The following is a 23,104-nucleotide window of genomic DNA, read 5'->3' on the forward strand; positions in this document are numbered from 1 at the left end:
GCAGCCCGCTGATTCATGGTCAGGCAGACCATCAGGCAAGGCATGCGCTCGGGTGCCAGCCTGCGCCTACGAAGCGCGCTCCGTATCCCGGCTGACGTTCTGTTTTATGTTTTGACAGATTGTAGCGGGATTCCACAAGCACAGAAGGGTTTTTGCCAAATATCAGTCACGCGGGGTGCGCACCACCAGCACCGGCAGGTGGCTTTCCCGCATCACATATTCGGCCACGCTGCCCATCAACGCATGGCGCAAACCACGCCGGCCGTGGGTGCCCATGATGATCAGGTCGGCATGGATGTCGCGGGCATGCTTGAGCAGGGCGCGGGCAATGTCCTTGCCGCCTTCCCAGCAGTGCCGCACGCTGGTGTGCAGCGGGCCGGCATGCTGGCCGGCGTGTTGCTTGGCCGGGGCCAGCACGGTGTGGCCATGCTGATCGGCCAGCGTGGCCAGTTGCGCCGGATCGTGCTGGCGGGGGTCTTCTACGGCCAGCTCCAGCAGGTTGACCACAGTGACCAGATGCAGCTCGGCCGGGTGCAGGCCGGCCAGTTTCAGTGCCTCATCCAGCACATGCGGCGTGCCGTGGCTATTGTCGATGGCAACCAGGATGCGGCGGTACATGACAAACTCCTGTCAACGGGAGAAATTCGGAATGCGCTGGCCACGGCAAGCTGCAGGCCAGCTTGGGCTGGTGGACCCATCCTCAGTCGAAACGTTCGCCTGGCGCCAGATAGCGCCACTGGCCCTGCGGCAGGTCGCCCAGCATGAGCTTGCCGATACGGATGCGCTTGAGGCCCAACACGCGCAGGCCCACCAGATCGCACATGCGGCGGATCTGGCGCTTTTTGCCTTCGCGCAGCACAAAGCGCAGCTGATCGTCGTTTTGCCACCACACCTTGGCCGGGCGCAGCGGCTGGCCATCCAGGCTCAGGCCGTGGTTAAGCTTGGCCAGTCCTTCGGCCGACAATTTGCCGGCCACCCGCACCAGATATTCTTTTTCGACGCCGGAATCTTCGCCAATCAGCGTTTTGGCCACCCGGCCATCCTGGGTCAGCACCAAGAGCCCGGTGGAATCGATATCCAGCCGGCCGGCCGGGGCCAGGCCGCGCAGGTGTTCGCGCTGAAAACGCAACGGCGCCGTATCACCGCCCCAGCGCCGCTCGGGCAGGATCAGGCTGACAGCGGGTTGATAGCCTTTTTCCGCCTGGCCTGAGACATAACCCACCGGCTTGTGCAGCAGGATGGTCACCCGCTCTTGCTGGGCGCCGCGCGCCTGGGCCAGCAACTCGATGCGGGCGTCCGGGCTGACGCGCAACCCGAGGGTGGCCACTTCACCATCCACTTTCACCCAGCCGCGCTCGATATAGCTGTCTGCTTCGCGGCGCGAGCACAGACCGCGTTCGGCCATCAGTTTGGACAGGCGGGGCAGGGCGGCGGAGTCGCTCATGGACGGAAACTTTCGTGAACAAAACCGCATTGTAGCGCAGCCATCACGACAAATTACCCGGGCATCAGCCATGCCAGGCTGACAAACCGGGCAGCCATGGCATACCATTCAACTAAATCACGCTGGATATTGATCAAAATCAAACGATTAATCGCTTGTTGCCTTTGTGTGCAAAGGCCGGAGATATCGCCATGCTGAACCAATTGAGTATCCGCACCCGCCTGGCCATTCTGGCCATCATGGCATCGCTGGCCCTGCTGGTGCTGGGCTCGGTGAACTACTGGCAGACGCGCCAGCTGACCCAGGCACTGGAGCAGGCATCGGCCGGCCAGGGCAAGCTGCGCAACCAGGGTGAGGCCGACATGATGCACGACGCGGTTCGCGGCGATGTGCTGGAAATGTATTACCAGGCCAGCCAGGCCAATACCACGCCGGCCACGCTGGACGAGGTGCGCAAATCGTTTGCCGAGCATGCCAAGGATTTGCGCGAACATGTCGCCAAAAACGACGCGCTGCCGCTGTCGTCCCAGGAGCGCCGCGAGCTGGATGCGCTCAAGCCGGATCTGGAAGCCTATCTGCGCGAGGCCGACGCCGCGCTCAACACCCTGGCCAGCCACGGCGATGCCCACCAGGTATTCGATACCTTCAACCAGCGTTTCAAGGCGCTGGAAAAATCCATGGATGCCTTCAGCACCACGCTGGAGCGCGAGGGCCAGCAAGAGCAGCAGCAGGCCAGCGCCCAGGCCGAGCGCACCAGCACCAATCTGGTGATTGCCCTGCTGCTGTGCATGGCGGGGCTGATTACCCTGGATGTGCTGTTCGGCCGCAGCATCGTGCGTTCGCTGGACGATATCCGCCAGTTTCTGGCCGGCCTTGGCAATCATCTGGACCGGCGCTTGCATAGCCGTGGCCGTGATGAAGTGGCGGATATCGCCCGTGCCATCGACAGCATGCTGGATAAGCAGGCTGACACCATCCGCATGATCCAGCATGCAGCCAGCACCCTGCGCCAGACTTCCGGTCAGGTGTCGTCACAATCGCAGACCGCCAGCTCGCGCGGAGCCGATATCGCCCACACCATGTCGGCGCTGACCGCCGCCGCCGAGCAGATGCGCGCCGGGATCGACGCCATGGCGCGGGCGATTGGCGGCCATGCCGAAGAAGTGCGTCAGGCCAACCAGGCCAACCAGCATGCTGAATCAGCCATGCTGGCCTCGCGTGATGCCAGTCAGGGGCTGGTAGACGCCACCCGCCAGTTGGGCAGCATGATGAGCGAGCTGAACGAAGCGGTGGGGCGTATCGGGGCCATGGCGCAAGTGATCAACGACATCGCCGATCAGACCAATCTGCTGGCCTTGAACGCGGCGATTGAAGCCGCCCGTGCCGGCGAGCAAGGGCGGGGTTTTGCCGTGGTGGCCGATGAGGTGCGCAAACTGGCCGAGCGCACCAGCAGCAGCACCGGCGATATCACCGCCATTATTGAGGCGATCCGGGGCTCGACCGAGCATGCCGCACAGTCGATGGGGGCGCTGACCAGCCAGGTGGAAGATGGCCTGGCCGCGCTGGATCAGGCTCGTCTGGCCCAGGACACCATTACCGGCCACATGCACAATATCCATCAAGTAGCAGGCGAAGTGGCCAGCGCCACCCGCCAGCAGGCGGCGGCCATGGCAGAAAACGCCGAAGGCATGCAACATATTCATGGCAGCTTGCAGGTTTTGCAGCAGGTAGTGGAGCAGCTGGATGTCTCGGCCAGCGCCCTGGCTGAAGAAGCTCAGCACCTGGCCGGCCATGCGTCGGCGTTTCATACCGGCTAGGCCACGTCCTCACGCTTATAATGGCGTTTTGCCGGAGCCCTTGCCATGTCTGATCCCGTTGTTGTCCGCCCCAGGGTGGAAATCCGCTATTGCACCCAGTGCCGCTGGTTGCTGCGCGCTGCCTGGATGGCGCAGGAGCTGCTGACCACGTTTGACGGGGATCTGGGCGAGGTAGCGTTGATTCCGGCCACGGGCGGGCTATTCAGTGTGCATGTGGATGGCGTGTTGCTGTGGGACCGCAAAACCGAAGACGGCTTTCCCGATATCAAGACACTCAAGCAGAAAGTGCGCGACCAGATCGACCCTGGCCGCTCGCTGGGGCACAGTGACCGGCCGGCCAATTAGCGCGGAGAACAAAACTCTCCTGGCCGTACTGGCGCATCGCGGGTCTTGTCCGCCGAGTGTGATTCGCGGCACTCAATGAAAAATAAAAACCCCCGCGCCATGCACTGGCGCGGGGGGTTTTTATTGAGCGGCTTGCGGGTTACACCACGAAGCGGCTGGCCATATCGCGCAGCGAGCCGGCCAGTTCTTCCAGGCGCTGGGCCGAACTGGCGCTTTCGCGGGTGGCCGCGCTGTTTTCTTCGGCCATGCGGGCAATCAGTTCGACATTGCCGGACAGCACATTGGTGGCTTCGCGCTGCTGGTGCAGTACTTCGGCAATCACGCCCACCGAATCCGAGGCAGCAGCCAGATCGTTGTAAATCTCGCCCATGGTGGCGCTGGCGCCATTGGCCTGATCCACACCACGGCCCACCTGGCTGGCGGCGCTGGCCATGCCATCCACTGCGCCAGAGGCGCTGTCCTGCACCTGCTGGATCATGCCAGCGATTTCGCTGGTGGCCACGGCGGTGCGTTCGGCCAGCTTGCGCACTTCGTCGGCCACCACGGCAAAGCCACGGCCCTGTTCACCCGCGCGGGCGGCTTCAATGGCGGCGTTCAGCGCCAAGAGATTGGTTTGGTCGGCGATTTCACGAATCACGGCGACAATGCCGGAAATCTGCTGGGATTTCTCGGCCATGGCGTGAATGCCCGAGGCGGCTTCCTGCACCAGCGAGGCGATGGCTTCCATTTCGCTGGCGGTGGACGAAATCGCTTCGCGGCCGGTGTGCGAGCGGGTGCTGGCTTCGTGGGCAATCTGTTTGGTGGTGCTGGCGTTTTCGCTGACGCCGGAAATGCCGGTGGACAGGGTTTCCACCGCCAGGGCCATCGACGAGGCCGACTCGGCCTGCTCCATCGAGCGCGAAGCCACTTGCGACGAGGCCACCGACACTTGCTGGGCGGCGGCGGCGACTTCCAGCGAGTTTTTCTGGATACTGCTGATCACTTCGCGCAGGCCGTCACGCATCGACGCCAGGTCAGCCAGCAGGCTGCTGCGGTCGCCAGACTTGACCGGCACATGGGCGGACAGATCACCCTTGGCAATCTTGCGCATCACTTCGCTGGCCACATGCGGTTCACCACCCAACGGCACGGTGACGCTGCGCACAATCCAGAAGCCTGTGGCGAAGGCCACCACGCATGCACCCAGGGTGACCACCACCAACAGAGTACGCAGCACATCAGCAGCGTCTTCTGCGGTTTTGGCATTGGTGTCAAAGTGCTTGTTTTGCTCGTCCACCAAGTCTTCGAGTTTTTTCATATAGGTCACCAACGGACCTGCCGCCTCGTTTTTGAACACCAGGCGGCCTTCGTCAAACTTGCCTTCTTCAAATAGCTTGAAGGTCTTGAAATAGACATCCGTATAGGCTTTACGCTTGGCAGTCAGATCATCAAGAAAGGCTTTTTCTTCCGGCTCGGTCATCAGCGTGGCCAGTTTCTTGAAATTTTCCGAGATGCGGCCACGCTGACCAGGAAATTTGGCTTTGACTTCTGGCAGCAGCGAGGGGTTATCAAACATCAGGAACATGCCGTTATTGAACTGGTTGGCCATGTAAATGATGTCAGCCGCTGCGCGGGCGCGCTCCCAGTCTTTTTCCACCATTTTTTGCATGGTGTGCTGGCTTTGCGTCAGGCCATAAATCCCCAGTGCGGCTGTCACCAACAGCGATAGCACCATCATGCCAATGCCAAGCATCAGCCGGGCAGAGAGAGTCATGCGTCCCATGGTCATTAATCTCCGGTAAGTCTCAAATAGCGTGTGTGTTTAGCGCGAATACGTAGAAATACGTAGCGCAACCATGGGTTGCGCGGTTTTTGTCATTTTTGTGGCTATTGTAACACCAACATAGCACATGTTGCGGCGCAGCAAAAGAGTGTTTCTTGCGTTTGTCACAACAAAAAAATCTATTGCATTTACAGAGGCTTGTATGCATGCATGAAAAATTCCCGGTTGCCATCTCCACCGGTGATCGGACTATCCAGCCAATTCAGCCAATTCAAATGATTTTCCACCGCCATACTTTCCATTCGCATACGAACATCAAGATAACGCGATGGGTCTTTTACCAGCCCACCACGGCCAATGCCTTCCCGCCCCACTTCGAATTGGGGTTTCACTAAATGCAGAATATGTCCGCCTGGCCGCAACAGGGCAAGCAAGGGAGGCAGGGTCAGGGTCAGCGAAATAAACGAGACATCGCCGACAATCAGATCAAACAACGCGCCGTCATTGGCCTGGCGCAGGCTGTCCAGCTCGGGAGCCCGGGCATTGACGCCTTCGAACCAGCGTACACGGTCATCGGCGCGCAAGCGCGGGTGCAATTGGTCGTGGCCAACATCAATGCCGACCACCCGCGCAGCGCCTGCCTGCAACAGGCAATCGGTAAAGCCGCCAGTGGACATCCCCACGTCCAGCGCCCGCCAGCCCAGCACATCCAGGCCCACTTCAGCCAGCGCGCCGGCCAGCTTCAAGCCACCGCGCGAGACAAAGCGGTCATCGGCATGTGGTTCGACATACAGTTCGACATCGTCATCCAGCTTGGCACTGGGCTTGCCTACCCGGTGGCGCTGGTTTGCCGGGCCATGATAGACCCGCCCTGTGTCAATCAAATGTTGCGCGGCAGTGCGCGAGACGGCCAGTCCACGACTGACCAGCAAGACATCGGCTCGAGTCATGTTGTGCTTGAGTGAGAATTATTCTTTTATTATATCCCAGGCCCGACCCGACAGGCAGCTTAGAGCGGCTAACAAAACTCAGCGCAACGCGCCTGGCCAGGCGCACGACCGCAGACAGTACGGTAAGCAACAACGCCAGGAGGGTTTTGTTAGCCAAAGCCGCACATGCCAGAGCCAGAATGGGCGCAGAAAACAGGCAGAACACCAGGGTAGGCCATATGGCAAAAGCCCTGGAAAAATCAAGCGAAGCATTGGAGCATGCTACGTATTTTTACGCAAGTTGGGCATGCTGTTTGGGAATGATGTACCGAAAAATGGCACATTCATGCAACACTTTTGTGATTGGCCAGGGCAAGGACGCGCCGTCATGGCTGATGTATGCCAATACGGCAGCGCCAGCGTATTGGCATTAAGAGCCCGTTGGTGGAAAGCTCGCTTACAGGTGGGCGCGTACCGCGGCGTCCAGTTGCGCCTCGCTGAGTTTGCCGGTCAGCCGGGCGACAATCTCGCCGCGCTTGTCCAGCACCAGGGTGAACGGCAGCACCCCCACCTGATTGCCGGCCGCACGCATCACGTTCAGCGCGCTGCTGTCGCCCAGCAGCACCGGATAGCGGATATTGAACTGCTGAACAAAATTGCGCACCGCCACCTTGTCGTCAATCGCTACGCCCACCACTGCCAGCGGGGCGGCGCCGTAGCGGTCGGCATACTGGTTGAGCATCGGCATTTCCTCACGGCACGGCGCGCACCAGGTGGCCCAGAAATTCAACACCACCACCTTGCCGCGCCAGGCGCCGGTCAGCCCTTGCGATTTGCCGGCCAGATCGGGATAAAACACGCCATCCAATGGCGCAGCGCGCGCCGGCAGAGCAATGCTGCACAAGGCGGCGGCAGCCAGCCCCAGGGCGTGGCGACGGGTAAAGAGAGGCATGGTGGGCTTCCTTGTTGATCTGATCATGACATTCTGTGCACAAGACGGGCGAATGCTAGACTGGCGGCCATTGCAATCTATTGATAAAGGCCTGCTTCGTCATGTCCGTGCTTGTTTGCGGTTCGCTGGCCTACGACACCCTGCTGCATTTTGACGGGGCGTTCAGCGACCATCTGCTGCCCGACCAGCTGCACAAGCTGTCGGTGTGTTTCAAAGTGCCGCGCCTGCGCCGCGAGTTTGGCGGCTGCGCCGGCAATATTGTCTACAATCTGCGCGCACTGGGCGGGCATCCCTGCCTGCTGGCCAGCGTCGGTGAGGACTTTGCCCCTTACCAGGCGCATCTGGACGCGCTGGGGGTGGACAGCCGGCTGGTGCGCACAGTTCCCGGCCAGTATACCGCGCAGTGTTTCATCACCTCCGACCAGGCCGATAACCAGATCACCGCGTTTCATCCCGGCGCCATGGACAACCCACCAGCGGCGCACCCGTCGGCCGCCGGGCCGCTGCAACTGGCCATCCTGGCCCCGGGCGGGCCGCAGTCCACCCTGCAACTGGCCGATGAGCTGAGCGCGCTAGGTGTGCCATTCATGTTTGATCCGGGCCAGGAGCTGCCGCTGTTCAGCGTCGAGCAATTGCATGCGCTGATTGCCCGCGCCCGCTGGCTGGCGCTGAACGACTATGAATCAGAATTGCTGATGCAGCGCACCGGGCTGGACGTGGCGCAACTGGCCGCGCGCGTGGCCGGGCTGGTGATCACCCGTGGCGGGCAAGGCTCGGACTTGTACGCCGACGGCCAGCACTGGCGCGTGCCGGCGGCGGCGGCCGACGCGATTGTCGACCCCACCGGCTGCGGCGACGCCTACCGCGCCGGGCTGTTGCACGGTCTGGCGCAAGGCTGGCCCTGGCTGGATTGCGGCCGGTTGGCCAGCGTGCTGGGGGCGATCAAAATCGCCAGCCGCGGCGGACAGAATCACCCGCTGAATCACGACGACATTCGCCAGCGTTATCAGACAGCGTTTGGCGAGCCGTGCCCGCTGTGAGTGACGGTTAGGACAGCGCGGATTGCTCCAGCACAATCGCGCCGGCCAAACACACCGCAAAATCAAACCCCTCGATGCCCAACTTTGCCGGCATCGAGGGGTTTTTACGTTGGCCGCGCTTAACCCAATCGCCCGCGCCGCAGGCGCAAGCCGCTGTGCTGCAATGCGCTGAGCGCGCCCTGGCTGTGGTTGGCGTGGCACAGCGCCACCGCCAGCGCGTCGGCGGCGTCGGCCTGTGGCGTGCCATTGAGCTTGAGCAGGCGCACCACCATGGCCTGCACTTGCTCTTTGCCGGCATGGCCGTTGCCGACCACCGATTGCTTGACTTGCAGCGCGGTGTATTCGGCAATCGGCAGATTGGCCAGCACCAGCGCCGACAGCGCCGCGCCGCGCGCCTGGCCCAGCAGCAGGGTTGAGGCCGGGTTGACGTTGACGAACACTTGCTCGACGGCGGCTTCAGTCGGTTGGTGCAGGCGGGTGACTTCGGCAATGCCGTCCAGAATGGCGCGGATGCGCTCGGGCAGCGGCGCGCCTTCTGGCGCTCGGATGCAGCCCGAGGCCACATACTGGCGATGCTGGCCGTGCAAATCCACCACGCCAAAGCCGGTGATGCGCGAACCAGGATCGATGCCCAGCACCCGGCGCGGCGCGCTCACGCGCCGGCCGCCAGCGCGCGGGCGTCGTCCAGCCGCGCTGGCGTGCCCACGTCCAGCCACTGGCCGTCCCAGCATTCGCCGCTGACCTGACCGCGCGCCATGGCCGCGCGCAGCAGCGGGGCCAGTTTGGCCGGCGCATGGGCCGGGGTGTCGGTAAACAGGGCCGGGTGATACACGCCGATGCCGGAGAAGGTCAGCCCCGGCGCATCGTGCACGCGGCCGTCGGCGTCCAGGGCAAAGTCGCCCTTGGGGTTGTGCTCGGGGTTGGCCACCAGCACCAGGTGCGCCAGCACGCCGTCGGCGTCCAGCTGCGGCGCGCGCGCCAGCAGGCGAGCAAATGGGTAGTCAGTGTAGACGTCGCCATTCACCACCATGAACGGCCCCTCACCCAGCAAGGGCAGCGCGGTGGCGATGCCGCCGGCGGTTTCCAGCGCGCTGGGCTCGGCGGAATACGCCAGTTGCACGCCCCAGGCGGCGCCGTCGCCCAGCCGGGCTTCGATCTGCGCGCCCAGGTGGGCGTGGTTGACCACCACCCGGCGCACGCCAGCGGCGGCCAGCCGGCGCAAATGCCAGCCAATCAGCGGCTCGGCGCCCACTTGCAGCAGGGGTTTGGGCGTGGTGTCGGTCAGCGGGCGCATGCGCTCGCCGCGTCCGGCGGCCAGCACCATGGCCGGGCAGGCGGGCGCGGCCATCAGAAGGTGTAGCCCACTTGTTCGTCCTCGCCCACCAGCGACTGAATCAGACGCCCCAGCGGCAGCAGCTCGGTGTAGCGCTTGCAGGTGCGCTTGAGGTAGTGCACCACCAGCGGGATGTCGTCCAGGTAGGCGTGCTTGCCGTCGCGGTGCGACAGGCGGGCAAAGATGCCGGCCACTTTCAGGTGGCGCTGCACGCCCATCCATTCAAAGTCGCGATAGAACGCATCAATGTCCGCCTGCACCGGCAGGCCGGCCTTGCGGGCTTTTTCCCAGTAGCGGATGACCATGTCGAGGATGAATTCTTCCGGCCATTCCAGATAGGCGTCTTTCAGCAGCGACACCAGATCGTAGGTGAGCGGGCCGTACACCGCGTCCTGAAAATCCAGCACGCCGGGGTTGGGTTGGCTCACCATCAGGTTGCGGCAGTGGTAGTCGCGGTGCACCAGCACGCGCGGCTGCGCCTGAATGGCGTCCAGCAGCAGGCGCTGGGCGTCTTTCCACACCGTCAGGGTGTCGTGGTCAAACGGCTTGCCCAGATGACGGCTGGCGAACCACTCGGGGAACAAATTCATTTCGCGGGTCAGCAGCGCCTCGTCGTAGGGCGGCAGGCTATCGCCGCCAGCTGCTTGCTGGATCAGCACCAGCGCGTCGATGGCGTCCAGGTACAGCGCGCGGGCCTTGTCTTCGGTGAGGCCGGCCAGATAGGTGGTCGAGCCCAGATCGTCCAGCAGCAAAAAGCCCTGTTGCAGATCCTGGGCGTGCACGCGCGGCACATGCACACCGGCGGCGGCCAGCAGGCCGGACACGCGCACAAAGGGCTCGCAGTTTTCGTGCTCGGGCGGCGCGTCCATGACGATGGCGGTGGCGCCATCGGCAAAGGTGGCGCGGAAGTAGCGCCGAAAGCTGGCGTCGCTGGAAGCCGGCTTGAGGGTGAAGGTTTGGCCGGGACGTTGTGTCGCCAGCCAGGCGGAAAGGGTGTCAAAACGTGCAGTCATTGGGGGCGCCAGAATTGCGGTAAACGCTAAAGTATGCGATTTTATACCGCCTTGATTTCCAACGTACACGGGCGCTTGTGCCCCGGATGTTCCATGCCGCTCTTTCGCCTGACCCCGATTGCCGCCGCCCTGGTGGTGTACTGCGCCCACGCAGACCCCGTAGAACCCGCCGACCCGGTCGCCGGGCAGATTGCCGTTGAAGCCGACCACATGAGCGGGGTAGGCTCCGAACGCGTGCGCGCCGAAGGCCGAGTGGTGGCCGTGCGCGACGACGAACGGGTGGAGTCCGACTGGCTGGAATACTACCAAACCCGCCAGCATGTGCGGGCCGGCGACCGTGTGCACATGACGCGCGGCCCGGACGACCTCACTGGCGAGGCGCTGGATTACAGCATGGAAGCCTCGCAAGGCACGCTGGAAAACGCCGATGTCTACCGCAACCAGCCTGGCCGACGCGGTGCGCCTGGCTATCGCGCCGGTGGCGCACTGGTGCGCATGACCGGCAAGGATACCTACGAAATCAGCCAGTCGCGCTTTACCACCTGTGAGCCGGGGCGCGATGACTGGTATGTGCGCGCCCGCGAGATGGATCTGGACTACGCCAGCAATCTGGGCGTGGCGCGTGGCGCCTGGGTGGAGTTCAAAGGCGTGCCGCTGCTGTACACGCCATGGATTGATTTTCCGCTGCAAGAGCGCCGCAAAAGCGGCCTGCTGGCGCCTACTTTCAAGCTGGGCGGCGGCAATGGCATTGAGTTTGCCCAACCGTATTACCTGAATCTGGCGCCCAATTACGACGCCACCGTCATCCCGCGCGTCCTGTCGCGGCGCGGCCTGATGCTGGGCGGCGAGTTCCGCTACCTGATGCCGGACTACAACGGGCAGATGGCCGGCGAAATCATGCCGGACGACCGCAAGCGCAATGGCGACACCCGCTTTGCCTATACGCTCAGCCACCTTCAGCAAGCGCCCAGCCTGAATATGGCGTTTGGCTACAATATCCGCTACGCCTCGGATAATGACTATTTCCGCGACTTTGGCGACCGCCGCGCCATTGCCGACGGCGCCAACCTGCTGCGCGAAGGCTGGGCCAACTGGCATAGCCCGTTTGGCTTTTTCACCGTCAAGGCCCAGCGCTACAAAACCATGCAGGACAGCAAGGCGCTGGTGGATGAGCCGTATGCCCGTCTGCCGCAGCTGACCTGGAATTACGGCATCGGCTTGCCGGCTGGCGTAGAGGCCAATTTTTACGCTGAATACAACCAGTTCAGCCACGGCCAGCAAGTGGTCAATGGCGGCCTGAACGCTCGCCAGGATGGCAAGCGGCTGACGTTCTATCCGAGCTTGTCCTTGCCCTTGCAAGCCAGCTACGGCTTTATCACCCCGAAAGTCGGCCTGCACTACACCGAATACTGGCTGTCGGCGCAAAACGCCCCGGCGCAAGGCGAAACCGGCAATTATTCGCGGGCGCTGCCAGTGGCCAGCGTGGACGCCGGCCTGGTGTTCGAGCGCGACAGCAACTGGTTTGGCCAGAGCCTGACGCAAACGCTGGAACCGCGGCTGTACTATCTGTACATCCCTTACCGCGATCAATCGCGCCTGCCCAACTTCGACAGCGCACGCTACGACACCAGCTTTGCCCAGCTGTTCAACGAAAACCACTATGCCGGCGGCGACCGCATCAATAACGCCAACCAGCTGACTGCCGCCATCACCAGCCGCTTTATCGACAACGACAATGGCGTCGAGCGCCTGCGCGTGTCCTTGGGCCAGCGCATGTATTTTGACGAACAGCGCGTCACCCTGGACGCCAACGACGTGCGCCGCACCAAAACCCTGTCCGATTTTCTGGCCTCGGTCAGCGGCCAGCTGACCCGCGACGCCTGGATGGACACCAACTACCAGTACAACCGCGAGCTGGGCAAGGCCGAGCGTTACAATCTGGGCTTGCGCTACAACCCGGCGCCGGGCAAGACGCTGAGCCTGCGCTGGCGCTACGAGCGCGATACCGAAGTGGCCGGCGCCGCCCTGCGTGGCCCGTCGCGACAGATCGACATTGCCGGTCAGTGGCCGATTGCCCGCAAATGGTATGTGGTGGGCCGGCAGAATTATTCTTTTACTGGCAAGCAATCGCTGGAAACCCTGCTGGGCGTGGAATACAACGACGGCTGCTGGGCCGTGCGCCTGGTGGGCCAGCGTTATCAGAAAGACCTGAACACCAGCACCACTGCCTTCTACCTGCAACTGGAGCTCAACGGCCTGGGCGGCATTGGCAGCAATCCGCTGCAAACCCTGCGCCAGAGCATCCCTGGTTATAGCAAGATCAACGACGTTCCCGGAAAACTCTGATGAAAAAACTGCTGATTGCCGCCCTGCTTGCCACCGCCTTCGCCCAGGCCGGCGCTGCCGTGCGCGAGGCCGACCGCATTGTGGCGGTTGTCAACAAGGACGTGATCACCGAAGTCGGCCTGCGCCAGCGCGTGGCCGAAGCCCAGGCCATGCTAAAAAAGCAAAATGTGCCGCTGCCGCCGGCCGAGGTGCTGCGCACCCAGGTGTTCGAGCAAATGGTGACCGAATCGGTGCAACTGCAATACGCCGAGCAGACCGGGCTGCGCCTGGACGACGCCGAGCTGGAGCGCACACTGACCCGCATTGCCGAAAGCAACAAGCTCAGCCCGGAAGCTTTCCGTGAGCGCCTCAAGCGCGAAGGCACCGACCTGAACCAGTTCCGCGAACAAGTGCGCCGCGAAGTGATGCTGGACCGCCTGCGCGAGCGCGAAGTGGACAATAAAGTCGTGGTCACCGACGCCGAGGCGGATCTGTTCATGAAAAGCGCGGTAAACGCCAACCGCAGCGAATACCACCTGGCGCACATTCTGGTGTCGCTGCCCGAGCAAGCCACCCCGCAAGTGCTGGAAGGCCGTGCCCGCCGTGCCGAAGAAGCGCTGCAAAAAGTGCGCGCTGGCGGCAACTTTGCCCAACTGGCGGCCAGTTATTCTGACGCGCGCGACGCCATGAGCGGCGGTGAACTGGGCTGGCGCCCGGCCAGCCAGCTGCCGGCGGAGTTTGTGCGCGAGCTGGACCAGCTCAAGGCCGGCGGTGTCACCCCCATCCTGCGCTCGGCCTCTGGCCTGCACATCTTCAAGCTGCTGGACAAGCGCTCCGGCGGTCAGTCGCATGTGATTGAACAAATCCAGGCCCGTCACATCCTGATCAAGACCAACGAAGCCATCAGCGAAGCCGACGCCAAGCGTCGTATCCTGCAAATCCGTGACCGCCTGCAAAGCGGCATGAAATTTGAAGAAGCCGCCCGCCTGTACTCCGAAGACGCCAGCGCCAACCGTGGTGGCGACCTGGGCTGGCTGGCGCAGGGCGACACTGTGCCGGAATTCGAACGGGTGATGCTGGCCCTCAAGCCGGGTGTGCTATCCGAGCCGGTGCGCTCGCCGTTTGGCTGGCACCTGATTGAAGTGATCGGCCGCCGCAACCAGGACGTGGGCGCCGAGCGCGACGTGCAGGCAGTCAAGCGTGAAATCCGTACGCGCAAGGCCGAGCAGCAATACCAGGACTGGATTCGCCAGCTGCGCGACAGCGCCCATGTGGAAAACTACCTGAACGAGCAATAAGCATGGCCACAGCCCTGCCGGTGATCGCCATCACCGCCGGCGAACCCGCCGGCATCGGCCCTGATCTGCTGGCGCTGCTGGCCGCCCGCCCGGCGCTGCCCGCTGGCGCGCGCTGGGTGGCGATTGCCGACCGCCATCTGTTGGCCAGCCGCGCCGCGCAACTGGGCGTGGATGCCCAATGGGCGGGTTTTCAGCCAGACGCCCCCGCCCCGGTGCGCGGTCTGGAAGTGCTGCATGTGCCGCTCGCCGCGCCAGCCGAGGCCGGCGTGCTCAACGCCGCCAACGGCCGCTATGTGCTCAACACGCTCGACGCCGCGATTGACGGCTGTCTGGCCGGGCAATTTGCCGCCATGGTCACCGCCCCGGTGCACAAGGGCGTGATCAACGACGCGGGTGTGGCGTTTTCCGGGCACACAGAATACCTGGCCGAGCGCACCCACACTCCACGCGTGGTGATGATGCTCACCGGCGGCGGCATGCGCGTGGCGCTGGCCACCACCCATCTGCCGCTGGCGCAAGTGGCGCCCAGCCTGACGCCGGCCTTGCTGGACGAAGTGTTGCGCATTGTCCACGCTGACCTGCACGATAAATTCGGCATCGCCCAGCCGCATATTCTGGTGGCCGGGCTGAATCCACACGCGGGCGAAGGTGGCCATATGGGCCGCGAAGAGCTGGACGTGATCATCCCGGCGCTGGATGCCTTGCGCGCAGAAGGCCTGCGTCTGAGCGGCCCCTTGCCGGCCGACACGCTGTTTAACCCAGCCACCCTGGCCGACGCCGACGCCGTGCTGGCCATGTACCACGACCAAGGCTTGCCAGTGCTGAAATACGCCAGCTTTGGCCATGGTATTAACGTCACCCTGGGCCTGCCGATTGTGCGCACCTCGGTGGACCACGGCACCGCGCTGAGCCTGGCCGGCACCGGCCAGATCGACCCTGGCAGCCTGGACGCCGCCATGGCGCTGGCGCAGCAGCTGGCCAGCGTGCGCGCCGCCTGAGCGGCGCACACAAAACCCCGCGCCGCGTGCGCGCGGCCGCCCCGCGCAACACCGCCCGGAGGGTTTTGTAAGCGGCGCTCACCCCGCAAATCCTGTTCTTTTTCCGCTGACTTGGGTCGGCGGCGGAATAACCTTGTTTCCAAACGTGTTTTTCGCAGCGCGCCAATTCCGCTAAAATGAACGACTTTTCCGTATTTGGCCGCTGCCGCGAGTCCCGATGAACGCTCCCACACCCCGCTTGCGCGAAATTCCGTACAACTACACCTCGTTTTCCGACCGCGAGATCGTCATCCGCCTGTTGGGCGAGGACATCTGGAGCTTGCTCAACGAGCTGCGCGGCGAACGCCGCACTGGCCGTTCCGCGCGCATGCTGTTTGAGGTGCTGGGCGATATCTGGGTGGTGCGCCGCAACCCCTACCTGCAAGACGACCTGCTGGACAACCCCAGCCGGCTGACCCTGCTGGTGGGCGCCATGCGCCACCGGCTGAACGACATCGGCCAGCGCCGCGCCGGCAACGAGCGCGTCAGCCAGATGCTCGCCGCCGCCCATCAGGCGGTGGACAGCTTTGCCGCCGCCTTTGCCGACATGGCCGCGCTGCGCAAACAGATCCAGCAGCGCTTTGCCGGCATCACCCGCAAAGACAACGTCGCCTTTGATGGCCTGGCCCGCGTGGCCCACGTCACCGACGCCACCGACTGGCGGGTGGAATACCCGTTTGTGGTGCTCTACCCGGACACCGAAGACGAAATCGCCCACATGGTCAAAGCCTGTATCGAACTGGGCCTGACCATCATCCCGCGCGGGGGCGGCACTGGCTACACAGGCGGCGCCGTGCCGCTGTCGCCCAAGTCGGCGGTGATCAACACCGAAAAACTCGACCGCCATCAGGGCGTGGAATACATCGAGCTGCCTGGCCTGGAAGGCAAGCACGCCACCATCCAGTGCGGCGCGGGCGTGGTCACTGCGCGCGTGTCCGAAGCCGCCAGCGCGGCGGGCGTGGTGTTCGCCGTCGATCCGACCTCGGCGGAAGCCTCCTGTATCGGCGGCAATGTGGCGATGAACGCCGGCGGCAAAAAAGCCGTGCTGTGGGGCACCGCGCTGGACAATCTGGCCAGCTGGAAAATGGTCGACCCGGACGGCAACTGGATGTTTGTCGAACGCATCGGCCACAACTACGGCAAGATTCACGATGTGGACGTGGCCAGCTTCCGGGTGCGCCGCTTTGCCGCAGATGGCAAAACCCTGCTGTCGGAAAACACCCTGAACATCCCCGGCCCGTCCTTCCGCAAGGTGGGCCTGGGCAAGGACGTGACGGATAAATTCCTGGCCGGCCTGCCGGGTGTACAAAAAGAAGGCACTGACGGCATCATCACCAGCGCGCGCTTTGTGCTGCACCGCATGCCCAAGCACACCCGCACCGTGTGTCTGGAATTCTTTGGCACGGTGGCCGAAGCCACGCCGGCGATTGTGGAAATCACCGACTACTTCAAGCCCGGCGGCGGCGGCGTGCTGGCTGGCGTGCAGCTGGCTGGCCTGGAGCATCTGGACTGGCGCTATGTGCGCGCAGTGGGCTATGCCACCAAGGCCAAATCCAAGGGCCGGCCGAAGATGGTGCTGATTGCCGATATTGTCTCGGACGACGAAGCCGCTGTCGGCGAAGCCGCCAGCCATATCGTGCGCCTGGCCAATGCTCGCAATGGCGAAGGCTTTATCGCCGTCACCCCGGAAGCGCGCAAAAAATTCTGGCTGGACCGCAGCCGCACGGCGGCGATTTCGCGCCACACCAACGCCTTCAAGATCAACGAAGACGTGGTGATTCCGCTGCCGCGCCTGGGTGATTACTCCGACGGTATCGAGCGCATCAATATCGAGCTGTCGATGGCCAACAAGCTGCGCCTGCTCGACCAACTGACCGAATTCTTCCACGGCCGCCTGCCGGTGGACACCTTGGGCAGCGCGGTCACCGCTGATGAGCTGCTGGGCGACCGCCGCGAAGCCGCGCTGGCGCTGATTGACGCAGTGCGTGCGCGCTGGAGCTGGATCAACAGCCAGATGGACGCGCCGTTTGCCGATTACACCGCCCGCTACCCGGACGCGCCGCTGGAGCCCAGCGCCGCCCACCTGAGCCCGGCCACGGTGTTTCACGCCATGCGCGACTTTGCCCTGCGCGTCTCCTGGAAGCGCGAGCTGCTGGAAGACCTGGACACCCTGTTCTCGGGCAAGACCGACGCGCCGATTCGCCAGGCGGTGGCCAATATCCACCAGCAGGTGCTGCGCGGCCGGGTGTTTGTCGCCCTGCACATGCACGCTGGCGACGGCAATGTGCACACCAATATCCCGGTGAACTCCGACGACTACGACATGCTGCAAACCGCACACAAGGCGGTGGCGCGCATCATGGACCTGGCGCGCGGGCTCAATGGCGTGATTTCGGGCGAGCACGGCATTGGCATCACCAAGCTGGAATTTTTGCGCGACGAAGAAATCGCCCCGTTTGTCGCCTACAAGCAACAGGTTGACCCGAAAGGCCACTTCAACCAGGGCAAGCTGCTGCCGGGCGCCGACCTGCGCAACGCCTACACCCCCAGCTTTGAACTGCTGGGCGCGGAAAGCCTGATTCTGGAGCAATCCGACCTGGGCGAGATTTCCGCCTCGGTGAAAGACTGCCTGCGCTGCGGCAAGTGCAAGCCGGTGTGCTCCACCCACGTGCCGCGCGCCAACCTGCTGTACAGCCCGCGCAACAAGATTCTGGGCGTGGGCCTGTTGACTGAGGCCTTCCTGTACGAAGAGCAAACCCGGCGCGGCGTCAGCCTCAAGCATTTTGACGAGCTCACCGACGTGGCCGACCACTGCACCGTCTGCCACAAGTGCGTGAACCCCTGCCCGGTGAAGATCGACTTTGGCGATGTGTCGGTGGCCATGCGCAACTTCCTGCGCAAGGCCGGCAAGAAAAAATTCAACCCCGGCACCGCCGCCGCCATGGCCTTCCTCAACGCCAAGGACCCGGCCACCATCAAGGCCATGCGTGCGGGCATGATGGGGCTGGGCTACAAGGCGCAGCGCGCCGGCCACCAGCTGTTCAAGCGCCTGGGCCTGATTCAGGAGCAAACCAGCCAGCCGCCGTCCACGGTGGGCAAGCCGGCGGTGAAGAGCCAGGTGATTCACTTCTTCAATAAGCCGATGCCGGGCAATCTGCCCAAGAAAACCAGCCGCGCCCTGCTGGACATCGAAGACCCGAACATCGTGCCGGTGATCCGCGACCCGCAAAAGGCCAGCGAAGGCGCCGAAGCGGTGTTTTACTTCCCCGGCTGCGGCTCGGAGCGCCTGTTCAGCCAGGTGGGCCTGGCCACCCAGGCCATGCTCTACCACGCTGGCGTGCAAACCGTGCTGCCGCCCGGCTATCTGTGCTGCGGCTACCCGCAAAACGCCACCGGCAACGCCGACAAGGGCCAGGCCATCACCACGGAAAACCGCGTGCTGTTCCACCGCGTGGCCAATACGCTGAATTATCTGGACATCAAGACGGTGATTGTCTCTTGCGGCACCTGCATGGACCAGCTGCAAAAATACGCCTTTGGCCAGATCTTCCCCGGCTGCCGGATTCTGGACATCCACGAATACCTGATGGAAAAGGGCATCAAGCTCGACGGTGTGCAAGGCGTGCGCTATATGTACCACGACCCCTGCCACACGCCGATGAAGACCCACGCCCCGCTGAAGGTGGTCAACGAGCTGATGGGCAGCGAAGTCAAGCTGACCGACCGCTGCTGCGGCGAATCCGGCACCCTGGCCGCCACCCGCCCGGATGTCTCCACCCAGGTGCGCTTCCGCAAGGAAGAAGACATCCGCAAAGTGGCCGCCGGCCTGCGCGAGCAAAGCCCGGACAGCGAAGTGAAAATCCTCACCTCCTGCCCGGCCTGCCTGCAAGGCCTGTCGCGCTACCACGACGACGCCAACGCTGACGCCGATTACATCGTGGTGGAAATGGCCAAGGCGGTGCTGGGCGACAACTGGATGGCGGATTATGTGGCCAAGGCCAGCCAGGGCGGGGTGGAACGGGTGTTGTTGTAAGCGACGCTCACAGCTGCGGCGGGTGCGCCAGCGTGCATCCGCCGCCCTGTCTACACGGTATTTTTTTGGCCCGTCCTGCACGGGCCATTTTTCTGAAAGCCCACCATGCCCTCAGCCTGTGAACTCTGCGCCGCCGACGGCGGCGAACTGCTCTACCGCGACGCCAAGCTGCGCATCGTGCTGGTCAACGACGCCGATTACCCCGGCTTTTGCCGGGTGATCTGGAACGCCCATGTGCGCGAGATGACCGACCTCCCGGCGGTGGACCGCTACTACCTGCTGAACACCGTGCTGCAAGTGGAAGCCCTGCTGCGCGAGGTGTTGCGCCCGGACAAGATCAACCTGGCCAGCCTGGGCAATGTCGTGCCGCATCTGCACTGGCATGTGATCCCGCGCTTTGCTGACGACCGCCACTTCCCGGCGCCGGTCTGGGCCACGCCGCAGCGCGAAGCGGCCACCGCGCACACCCTGCCCCATCTGGCCGACTGCCTGCGCGAACGGCTGGCCACCCTGCATCAGCATCCCTGAGTGGTTTTTTATCATTGCATGTCCTGAGGCCTTTGCCGGTGTCTGCCGGCAAAGGCCTCACAGTTTCTCCCTTGCCGCGTCCTCTCCTGCATGCCTGTTCCCGGTCGGTGAATGGCAGCCGGACTGCATCGGGCGCGCGGGGCCCCGGCGCAGTGGCGTTCACCGCCAACTTGCCCCCAAGGAGCCCGAAGGATGGAAATCGACATGCACTACCAGGCCACCTATCTGGCGGCGCGACTGGCCGGCTTTGACAAGCCTCAGGCCACCACTATTGCCCATGCCGCCCAGTATGTGGACGAATCGGACATGAGCCGGCTACAGGACAAGGACGCCGGTTTCTGGATCAGGGACTTCAAGCCGCACCCCACCGTGCAGTCCACCAATGAACTGATCCGCGATACCGTCAATCTGTGGAAATGGGACAGCAGCACCCGCACCGGCTGGAGCGAAGCCTATCTGCGCCATCTGCGCCGGGTCTGGGCGTGTTTTCACTTTTTGCCGGGCAACTATGGCCCCGACGCACCGTTTAGCTACGAAGGCCCGACCGAGGCGCGTGGCTGGCGTTACGACGACCAGTGCGCCGAAGAATTCAGCATGCTGTGCCTGACCAACAGCCCGCTGGTGGCCAATATGGTCAACGACCTGCTCAACCACCAGGATCAACCCTACCTGCCGCACCTGATTGGTGTGCGCATGCATGTGCTGGCCGATACCTGGGCACACACCTATTTTGCCGGCACGCCGTCGTGGTGCGTGAACGAGGCGGATAATCCGGTCACCCGGGTGTTTCCGGATGGCAGTACCGCAGAAATCAAATGGGGGCCGGGCGGGCAAGGGCGGGAAGAATTTTCGCCGGGCACCTCCCTCAGCTACTGGGGCATGCCCTTTCTGGGCCACGGTCGCATGGGGCATCTGCCGGATTATCCGTTCATGCGCTATATGTACCCGGCCAAGTGGTCGGGGCAGCCGATTTTCAAAAACAATCCGCGCGACTATCTGAACGGCATGGGGCAGATGATCCAGGCCATGCGCTGCGTGCTGACCGGCCAGCCGTTTGTGATCAACCAATATGCCCCGCTGTCGGAAGACGTGACGTTCAAGATCAATGCCCTGGTCCAGATGCTGGAAAACACCAACGCCAAGGTGCGCACACGCAAGTGGGCCGAAGCACTGGACAGCTGGACATTCGACGGCCAATGCTTTGGCGCGCCACCGCCATTCCGCGCCGATGCCTGGCTGGATGAATACAAGCGCACGGCACTGGAAAATCAGCCTGGCACCGATTACTACCGCTTCAACCAGGCCGCCGTCCGCCATGTCCAGCTGGTGGGCGATGTGCTGCGCACCGATGCGGCCATCACCATTCAGGAAAACCCCAACTGCGCCGTGCAGCGGGTGCAACTGGCCTCCCGCTCGGGTCGCCCGGTGTATATCGGCCCGATGAGCCGCAGCAGCACGCTGCTGGGTGGCATCAAGTATTGCTTCCCACGCGCGGCCACCTCGCCGATTTCCCTGCAACTGGTGATGGTGGATGGCCGTCAGGCGCTGGAAACCGGCGGGCTGGTGAAAATCATCACCGAAGAATCGGCCGTGGGCCCGGAAGACTGCCTGGGCGACTGGCGCACCAGCGATTCCCTGTATTACTACTATGACGGCTATGCCCCCACCCGGCAAAGCTGGCTGCTGGAAAAAGCCGACGGCAGCAGCGGCCCGATCCGTTCGGGCGACGCCATCCGCCTGCGCAATCAGGAAACCACCAAGGCCATCAGCTGCGGTCGCGAATGGCTGTCCACCTCGTCCGGCACGTCAGCCGACACGGAGTGGGTGATTCATTACCTGTGAGAGGGGCATCATGGTGAAAAATGGGGGTGACGCGCAACATTGCAAATGAATTAAAAAGTGCTTTTATGTATTTTATTGGCATGAGTTGAGCGCTGAGTATGAAGCGCCTGAAGCGCCTATCCGCGTGTTGCGAGATAGGCGCTATTGGCTTAAGAGCCGCCCACAATACTCAGTGCATGCGGATCGCAGACAGTACGGGCAACGCTAGGAGGTGAGCGGTAGGGCTCGCATGAATGAAATCAGCCCACATCCGCAAATGAACACGCTGCCAGCCGCTACAGACCTTCTTTTTTCATGATTCCATCTAAAAAACCACAAATCAGAGAGGATGTGGACAGTCTCTGACCTGTCGATTGTGGATAAACATCAGTCAAATGCACGATAAAAGGATCTGTACCATTGCCCTGTCGTGCTGCGCCACAGCGCTGTCTGTGCCATGTCGCTAGGGTCGATAGGCTTTTTTTTGGCATATTGCGTAAACCCACATCACTTTGTCATCCTCGCCCCCGCCAGCTAGAATCACCCAGCAATCTTGCCCGTCGCACCAGGAGTCTTCGCCATGTTCACCACCCTGATTTCCGCCGCCGAGCTGGCCGCCCGCGCGGCCGGCAGCGTTGTGCTGATCGACTGCCGCCACCAGCTGACCGACACCGACTACGGCCGGCGTGCTTACGCAGCCGGGCATGTGCCTGGCGCGCATTTCTTGCATCTGGATGAAGACCTCTCCGGCCCGCGCACTGGCGACAACGGCCGCCATCCGCTGCCCGATGTTGGCCGGCTGGCGCTGACCCTGGGCGCCTTGGGCATTGGCCCGGAAACGCAAGTGGTGGCGTATGACGACGCTGGCGGCATGTTTGCCGCGCGCGCCTGGTGGCTGTTGCGCTGGCTGGGCCATGAGGCGGTGGCGGTGCTGGATGGCGGCGTGCAGGCCTGGCAGGCCGCGGGCGGCGCGCTGGACGCCATCACCCCCGCGCGCGGTCATGGCGGTTTTCTGCTGCGCCCGACGCTGGAGGCCACGCTGAACGCCGATCAACTGCTGGCCCTGCTGACCACGCCCACGCTACGCTTGATCGACGCGCGCGCCGCCAACCGCTTTGCCGGCCAGGATGAAACGCTGGACCCGGTGGGCGGGCATATTCCTGGCGCGCGCAACCGGTTTTTTCAGCTGAATCTGGACGCTGACGGCCGCTTCAAGCCGGCGGCGGCGCTGCGCGCCGAATGGTTGGCCTGCCTGGACGGCCAGCCGGCTGGGGCGGCGATTCATCAGTGCGGTTCCGGGGTGACCGCCTGCCATAATCTCTTGGCGCTGGCGCACGCCGGCCTGGGCGGCGGCCGGCTGTATCCGGGTTCGTGGAGCGAGTGGTGCGCCAACCCGGCGCGCCCGGTGGCTACCGGCGCTTGATCCA

Annotated in this window: 19 protein-coding genes; 11 read left to right on the forward strand and 8 right to left on the reverse strand. The window is 63.4% G+C overall.

The features are described from left to right. Positions 1-162: 162 nt before the first annotated feature. Both DFR34_RS13165 and DFR34_RS13170 read right to left on the reverse strand, forming a co-directional pair. A complete protein-coding gene (locus tag DFR34_RS13165; RefSeq protein ID WP_110391624.1) occupies positions 163-618 on the reverse strand; it encodes a universal stress protein in 456 nt (151 codons plus the stop codon). An 82-nt stretch (positions 619-700) separates the two neighbouring features. Beyond that, positions 701-1,444 (reverse strand): pseudouridine synthase, encoded by a 744-nt coding sequence (locus tag DFR34_RS13170; RefSeq protein WP_245906892.1) that lies wholly within the window; start codon positions 1,442-1,444, stop codon positions 701-703. A gap of 191 nt (positions 1,445-1,635) precedes the next feature. Between DFR34_RS13170 and DFR34_RS13175 the strand changes: the two genes are divergently transcribed. Together DFR34_RS13175 and DFR34_RS13180 are read left to right on the forward strand one after the other, a co-directional pair. Then, positions 1,636-3,261 (forward strand): methyl-accepting chemotaxis protein, encoded by a 1,626-nt coding sequence (locus DFR34_RS13175; RefSeq protein ID WP_110391625.1) that lies wholly within the window; start codon positions 1,636-1,638, stop codon positions 3,259-3,261. 45 nt (positions 3,262-3,306) lie between these two features. Next, on the forward strand, positions 3,307-3,606 hold the full coding sequence (locus tag DFR34_RS13180; protein WP_110391626.1) for an Rdx family protein: 300 nt from the start codon (positions 3,307-3,309) through the stop codon (positions 3,604-3,606). 139 nt (positions 3,607-3,745) lie between these two features. On the opposite strand, the gene DFR34_RS13185 is transcribed toward DFR34_RS13180, so the two are convergent. Both DFR34_RS13185 and DFR34_RS13190 read right to left on the reverse strand, forming a co-directional pair. Beyond that, positions 3,746-5,368: a methyl-accepting chemotaxis protein gene (locus DFR34_RS13185; RefSeq protein WP_158281828.1), complete on the reverse strand. Its 1,623-nt coding sequence runs from the start codon at positions 5,366-5,368 to the stop codon at positions 3,746-3,748. A gap of 188 nt (positions 5,369-5,556) precedes the next feature. Further along, entirely contained in the window at positions 5,557-6,318 is a 762-nt protein-coding gene (locus DFR34_RS13190; protein ID WP_110391628.1) for a TlyA family RNA methyltransferase, read from the reverse strand. A 218-nt stretch (positions 6,319-6,536) separates the two neighbouring features. Here DFR34_RS13190 and DFR34_RS17410 point away from each other — a divergent pair, with 218 nt between their 5' ends. Continuing rightward, entirely contained in the window at positions 6,537-6,731 is a 195-nt protein-coding gene (locus DFR34_RS17410) for a hypothetical protein (protein WP_211309412.1), read from the forward strand. Between the two features lie 23 nt (positions 6,732-6,754). On the opposite strand, the gene DFR34_RS13195 is transcribed toward DFR34_RS17410, so the two are convergent. Next, positions 6,755-7,249, reverse strand: a complete 495-nt coding sequence (locus DFR34_RS13195) for a TlpA family protein disulfide reductase (protein WP_110391629.1) — start codon at positions 7,247-7,249, stop codon at positions 6,755-6,757. A 101-nt stretch (positions 7,250-7,350) separates the two neighbouring features. On the opposite strand from DFR34_RS13195, the gene DFR34_RS13200 reads away from it, so the two are divergent. After that, positions 7,351-8,289 carry a carbohydrate kinase family protein gene (locus DFR34_RS13200; RefSeq protein WP_110391630.1) on the forward strand — a complete coding sequence of 313 codons (939 nt, stop codon included), beginning with the start codon at positions 7,351-7,353 and terminating at the stop codon, positions 8,287-8,289. A gap of 119 nt (positions 8,290-8,408) precedes the next feature. Here DFR34_RS13200 and ruvC read toward each other — a convergent pair whose 3' ends face one another. Genes ruvC through DFR34_RS13215 form a run of 3 tightly spaced genes read right to left on the reverse strand, consistent with a single transcriptional unit; the run spans position 8,409 to position 10,635 of the window. Next, positions 8,409-8,945, reverse strand: coding sequence for a crossover junction endodeoxyribonuclease RuvC (gene ruvC / locus DFR34_RS13205; protein WP_211309413.1), 537 nt, complete (start codon positions 8,943-8,945; stop codon positions 8,409-8,411). Continuing rightward, positions 8,942-9,637, reverse strand: coding sequence for an N-acetylmuramate alpha-1-phosphate uridylyltransferase MurU (gene murU / locus DFR34_RS13210; protein ID WP_211309414.1), 696 nt, complete (start codon positions 9,635-9,637; stop codon positions 8,942-8,944). Before murU ends, ruvC begins: the two co-directional genes overlap by 4 nt. Beyond that, a complete protein-coding gene (locus DFR34_RS13215) occupies positions 9,637-10,635 on the reverse strand; it encodes an aminoglycoside phosphotransferase family protein (RefSeq protein WP_110391632.1) in 999 nt (332 codons plus the stop codon). The genes murU and DFR34_RS13215 overlap by 1 nt, the downstream gene beginning before the upstream one ends. A 93-nt stretch (positions 10,636-10,728) precedes the next feature. On the opposite strand from DFR34_RS13215, the gene DFR34_RS13220 reads away from it, so the two are divergent. The 7 genes from DFR34_RS13220 (at position 10,729) to DFR34_RS13250 (ending at position 23,100) form a co-directional block, all read left to right on the forward strand. After that, complete coding sequence (locus DFR34_RS13220; protein ID WP_158281829.1) at positions 10,729-12,981, forward strand: LPS-assembly protein LptD; 2,253 nt, start codon at positions 10,729-10,731, stop codon at positions 12,979-12,981. Beyond that, positions 12,981-14,258 carry a peptidylprolyl isomerase gene (locus DFR34_RS13225; RefSeq protein ID WP_110391634.1) on the forward strand — a complete coding sequence of 426 codons (1,278 nt, stop codon included), beginning with the start codon at positions 12,981-12,983 and terminating at the stop codon, positions 14,256-14,258. Before DFR34_RS13220 ends, DFR34_RS13225 begins: the two co-directional genes overlap by 1 nt. A 2-nt stretch (positions 14,259-14,260) precedes the next feature. Continuing rightward, the gene (pdxA, locus tag DFR34_RS13230; RefSeq protein WP_110391635.1) at positions 14,261-15,256 is read left to right on the forward strand and encodes a 4-hydroxythreonine-4-phosphate dehydrogenase PdxA; all 996 of its coding nucleotides are present in this window, start codon (positions 14,261-14,263) and stop codon (positions 15,254-15,256) included. Positions 15,257-15,473: 217 nt separating this feature from the next. After that, a complete protein-coding gene (locus DFR34_RS13235; RefSeq protein ID WP_110391636.1) occupies positions 15,474-19,328 on the forward strand; it encodes a DUF3683 domain-containing protein in 3,855 nt (1,284 codons plus the stop codon). Positions 19,329-19,433: 105 nt separating this feature from the next. Next, a complete protein-coding gene (locus DFR34_RS13240; protein ID WP_110391637.1) occupies positions 19,434-19,856 on the forward strand; it encodes an HIT family protein in 423 nt (140 codons plus the stop codon). Positions 19,857-20,048: 192 nt separating this feature from the next. Continuing rightward, positions 20,049-21,698 carry a DUF6765 family protein gene (locus DFR34_RS13245; RefSeq protein ID WP_110391638.1) on the forward strand — a complete coding sequence of 550 codons (1,650 nt, stop codon included), beginning with the start codon at positions 20,049-20,051 and terminating at the stop codon, positions 21,696-21,698. A gap of 559 nt (positions 21,699-22,257) precedes the next feature. Beyond that, positions 22,258-23,100, forward strand: a complete 843-nt coding sequence (locus tag DFR34_RS13250) for a sulfurtransferase (protein WP_110391639.1) — start codon at positions 22,258-22,260, stop codon at positions 23,098-23,100. Positions 23,101-23,104 lie beyond the last annotated feature (4 nt).

Source organism: Rivihabitans pingtungensis (assembly GCF_003201855.1).
Taxonomy (GTDB): domain Bacteria; phylum Pseudomonadota; class Gammaproteobacteria; order Burkholderiales; family Aquaspirillaceae; genus Rivihabitans; species Rivihabitans pingtungensis.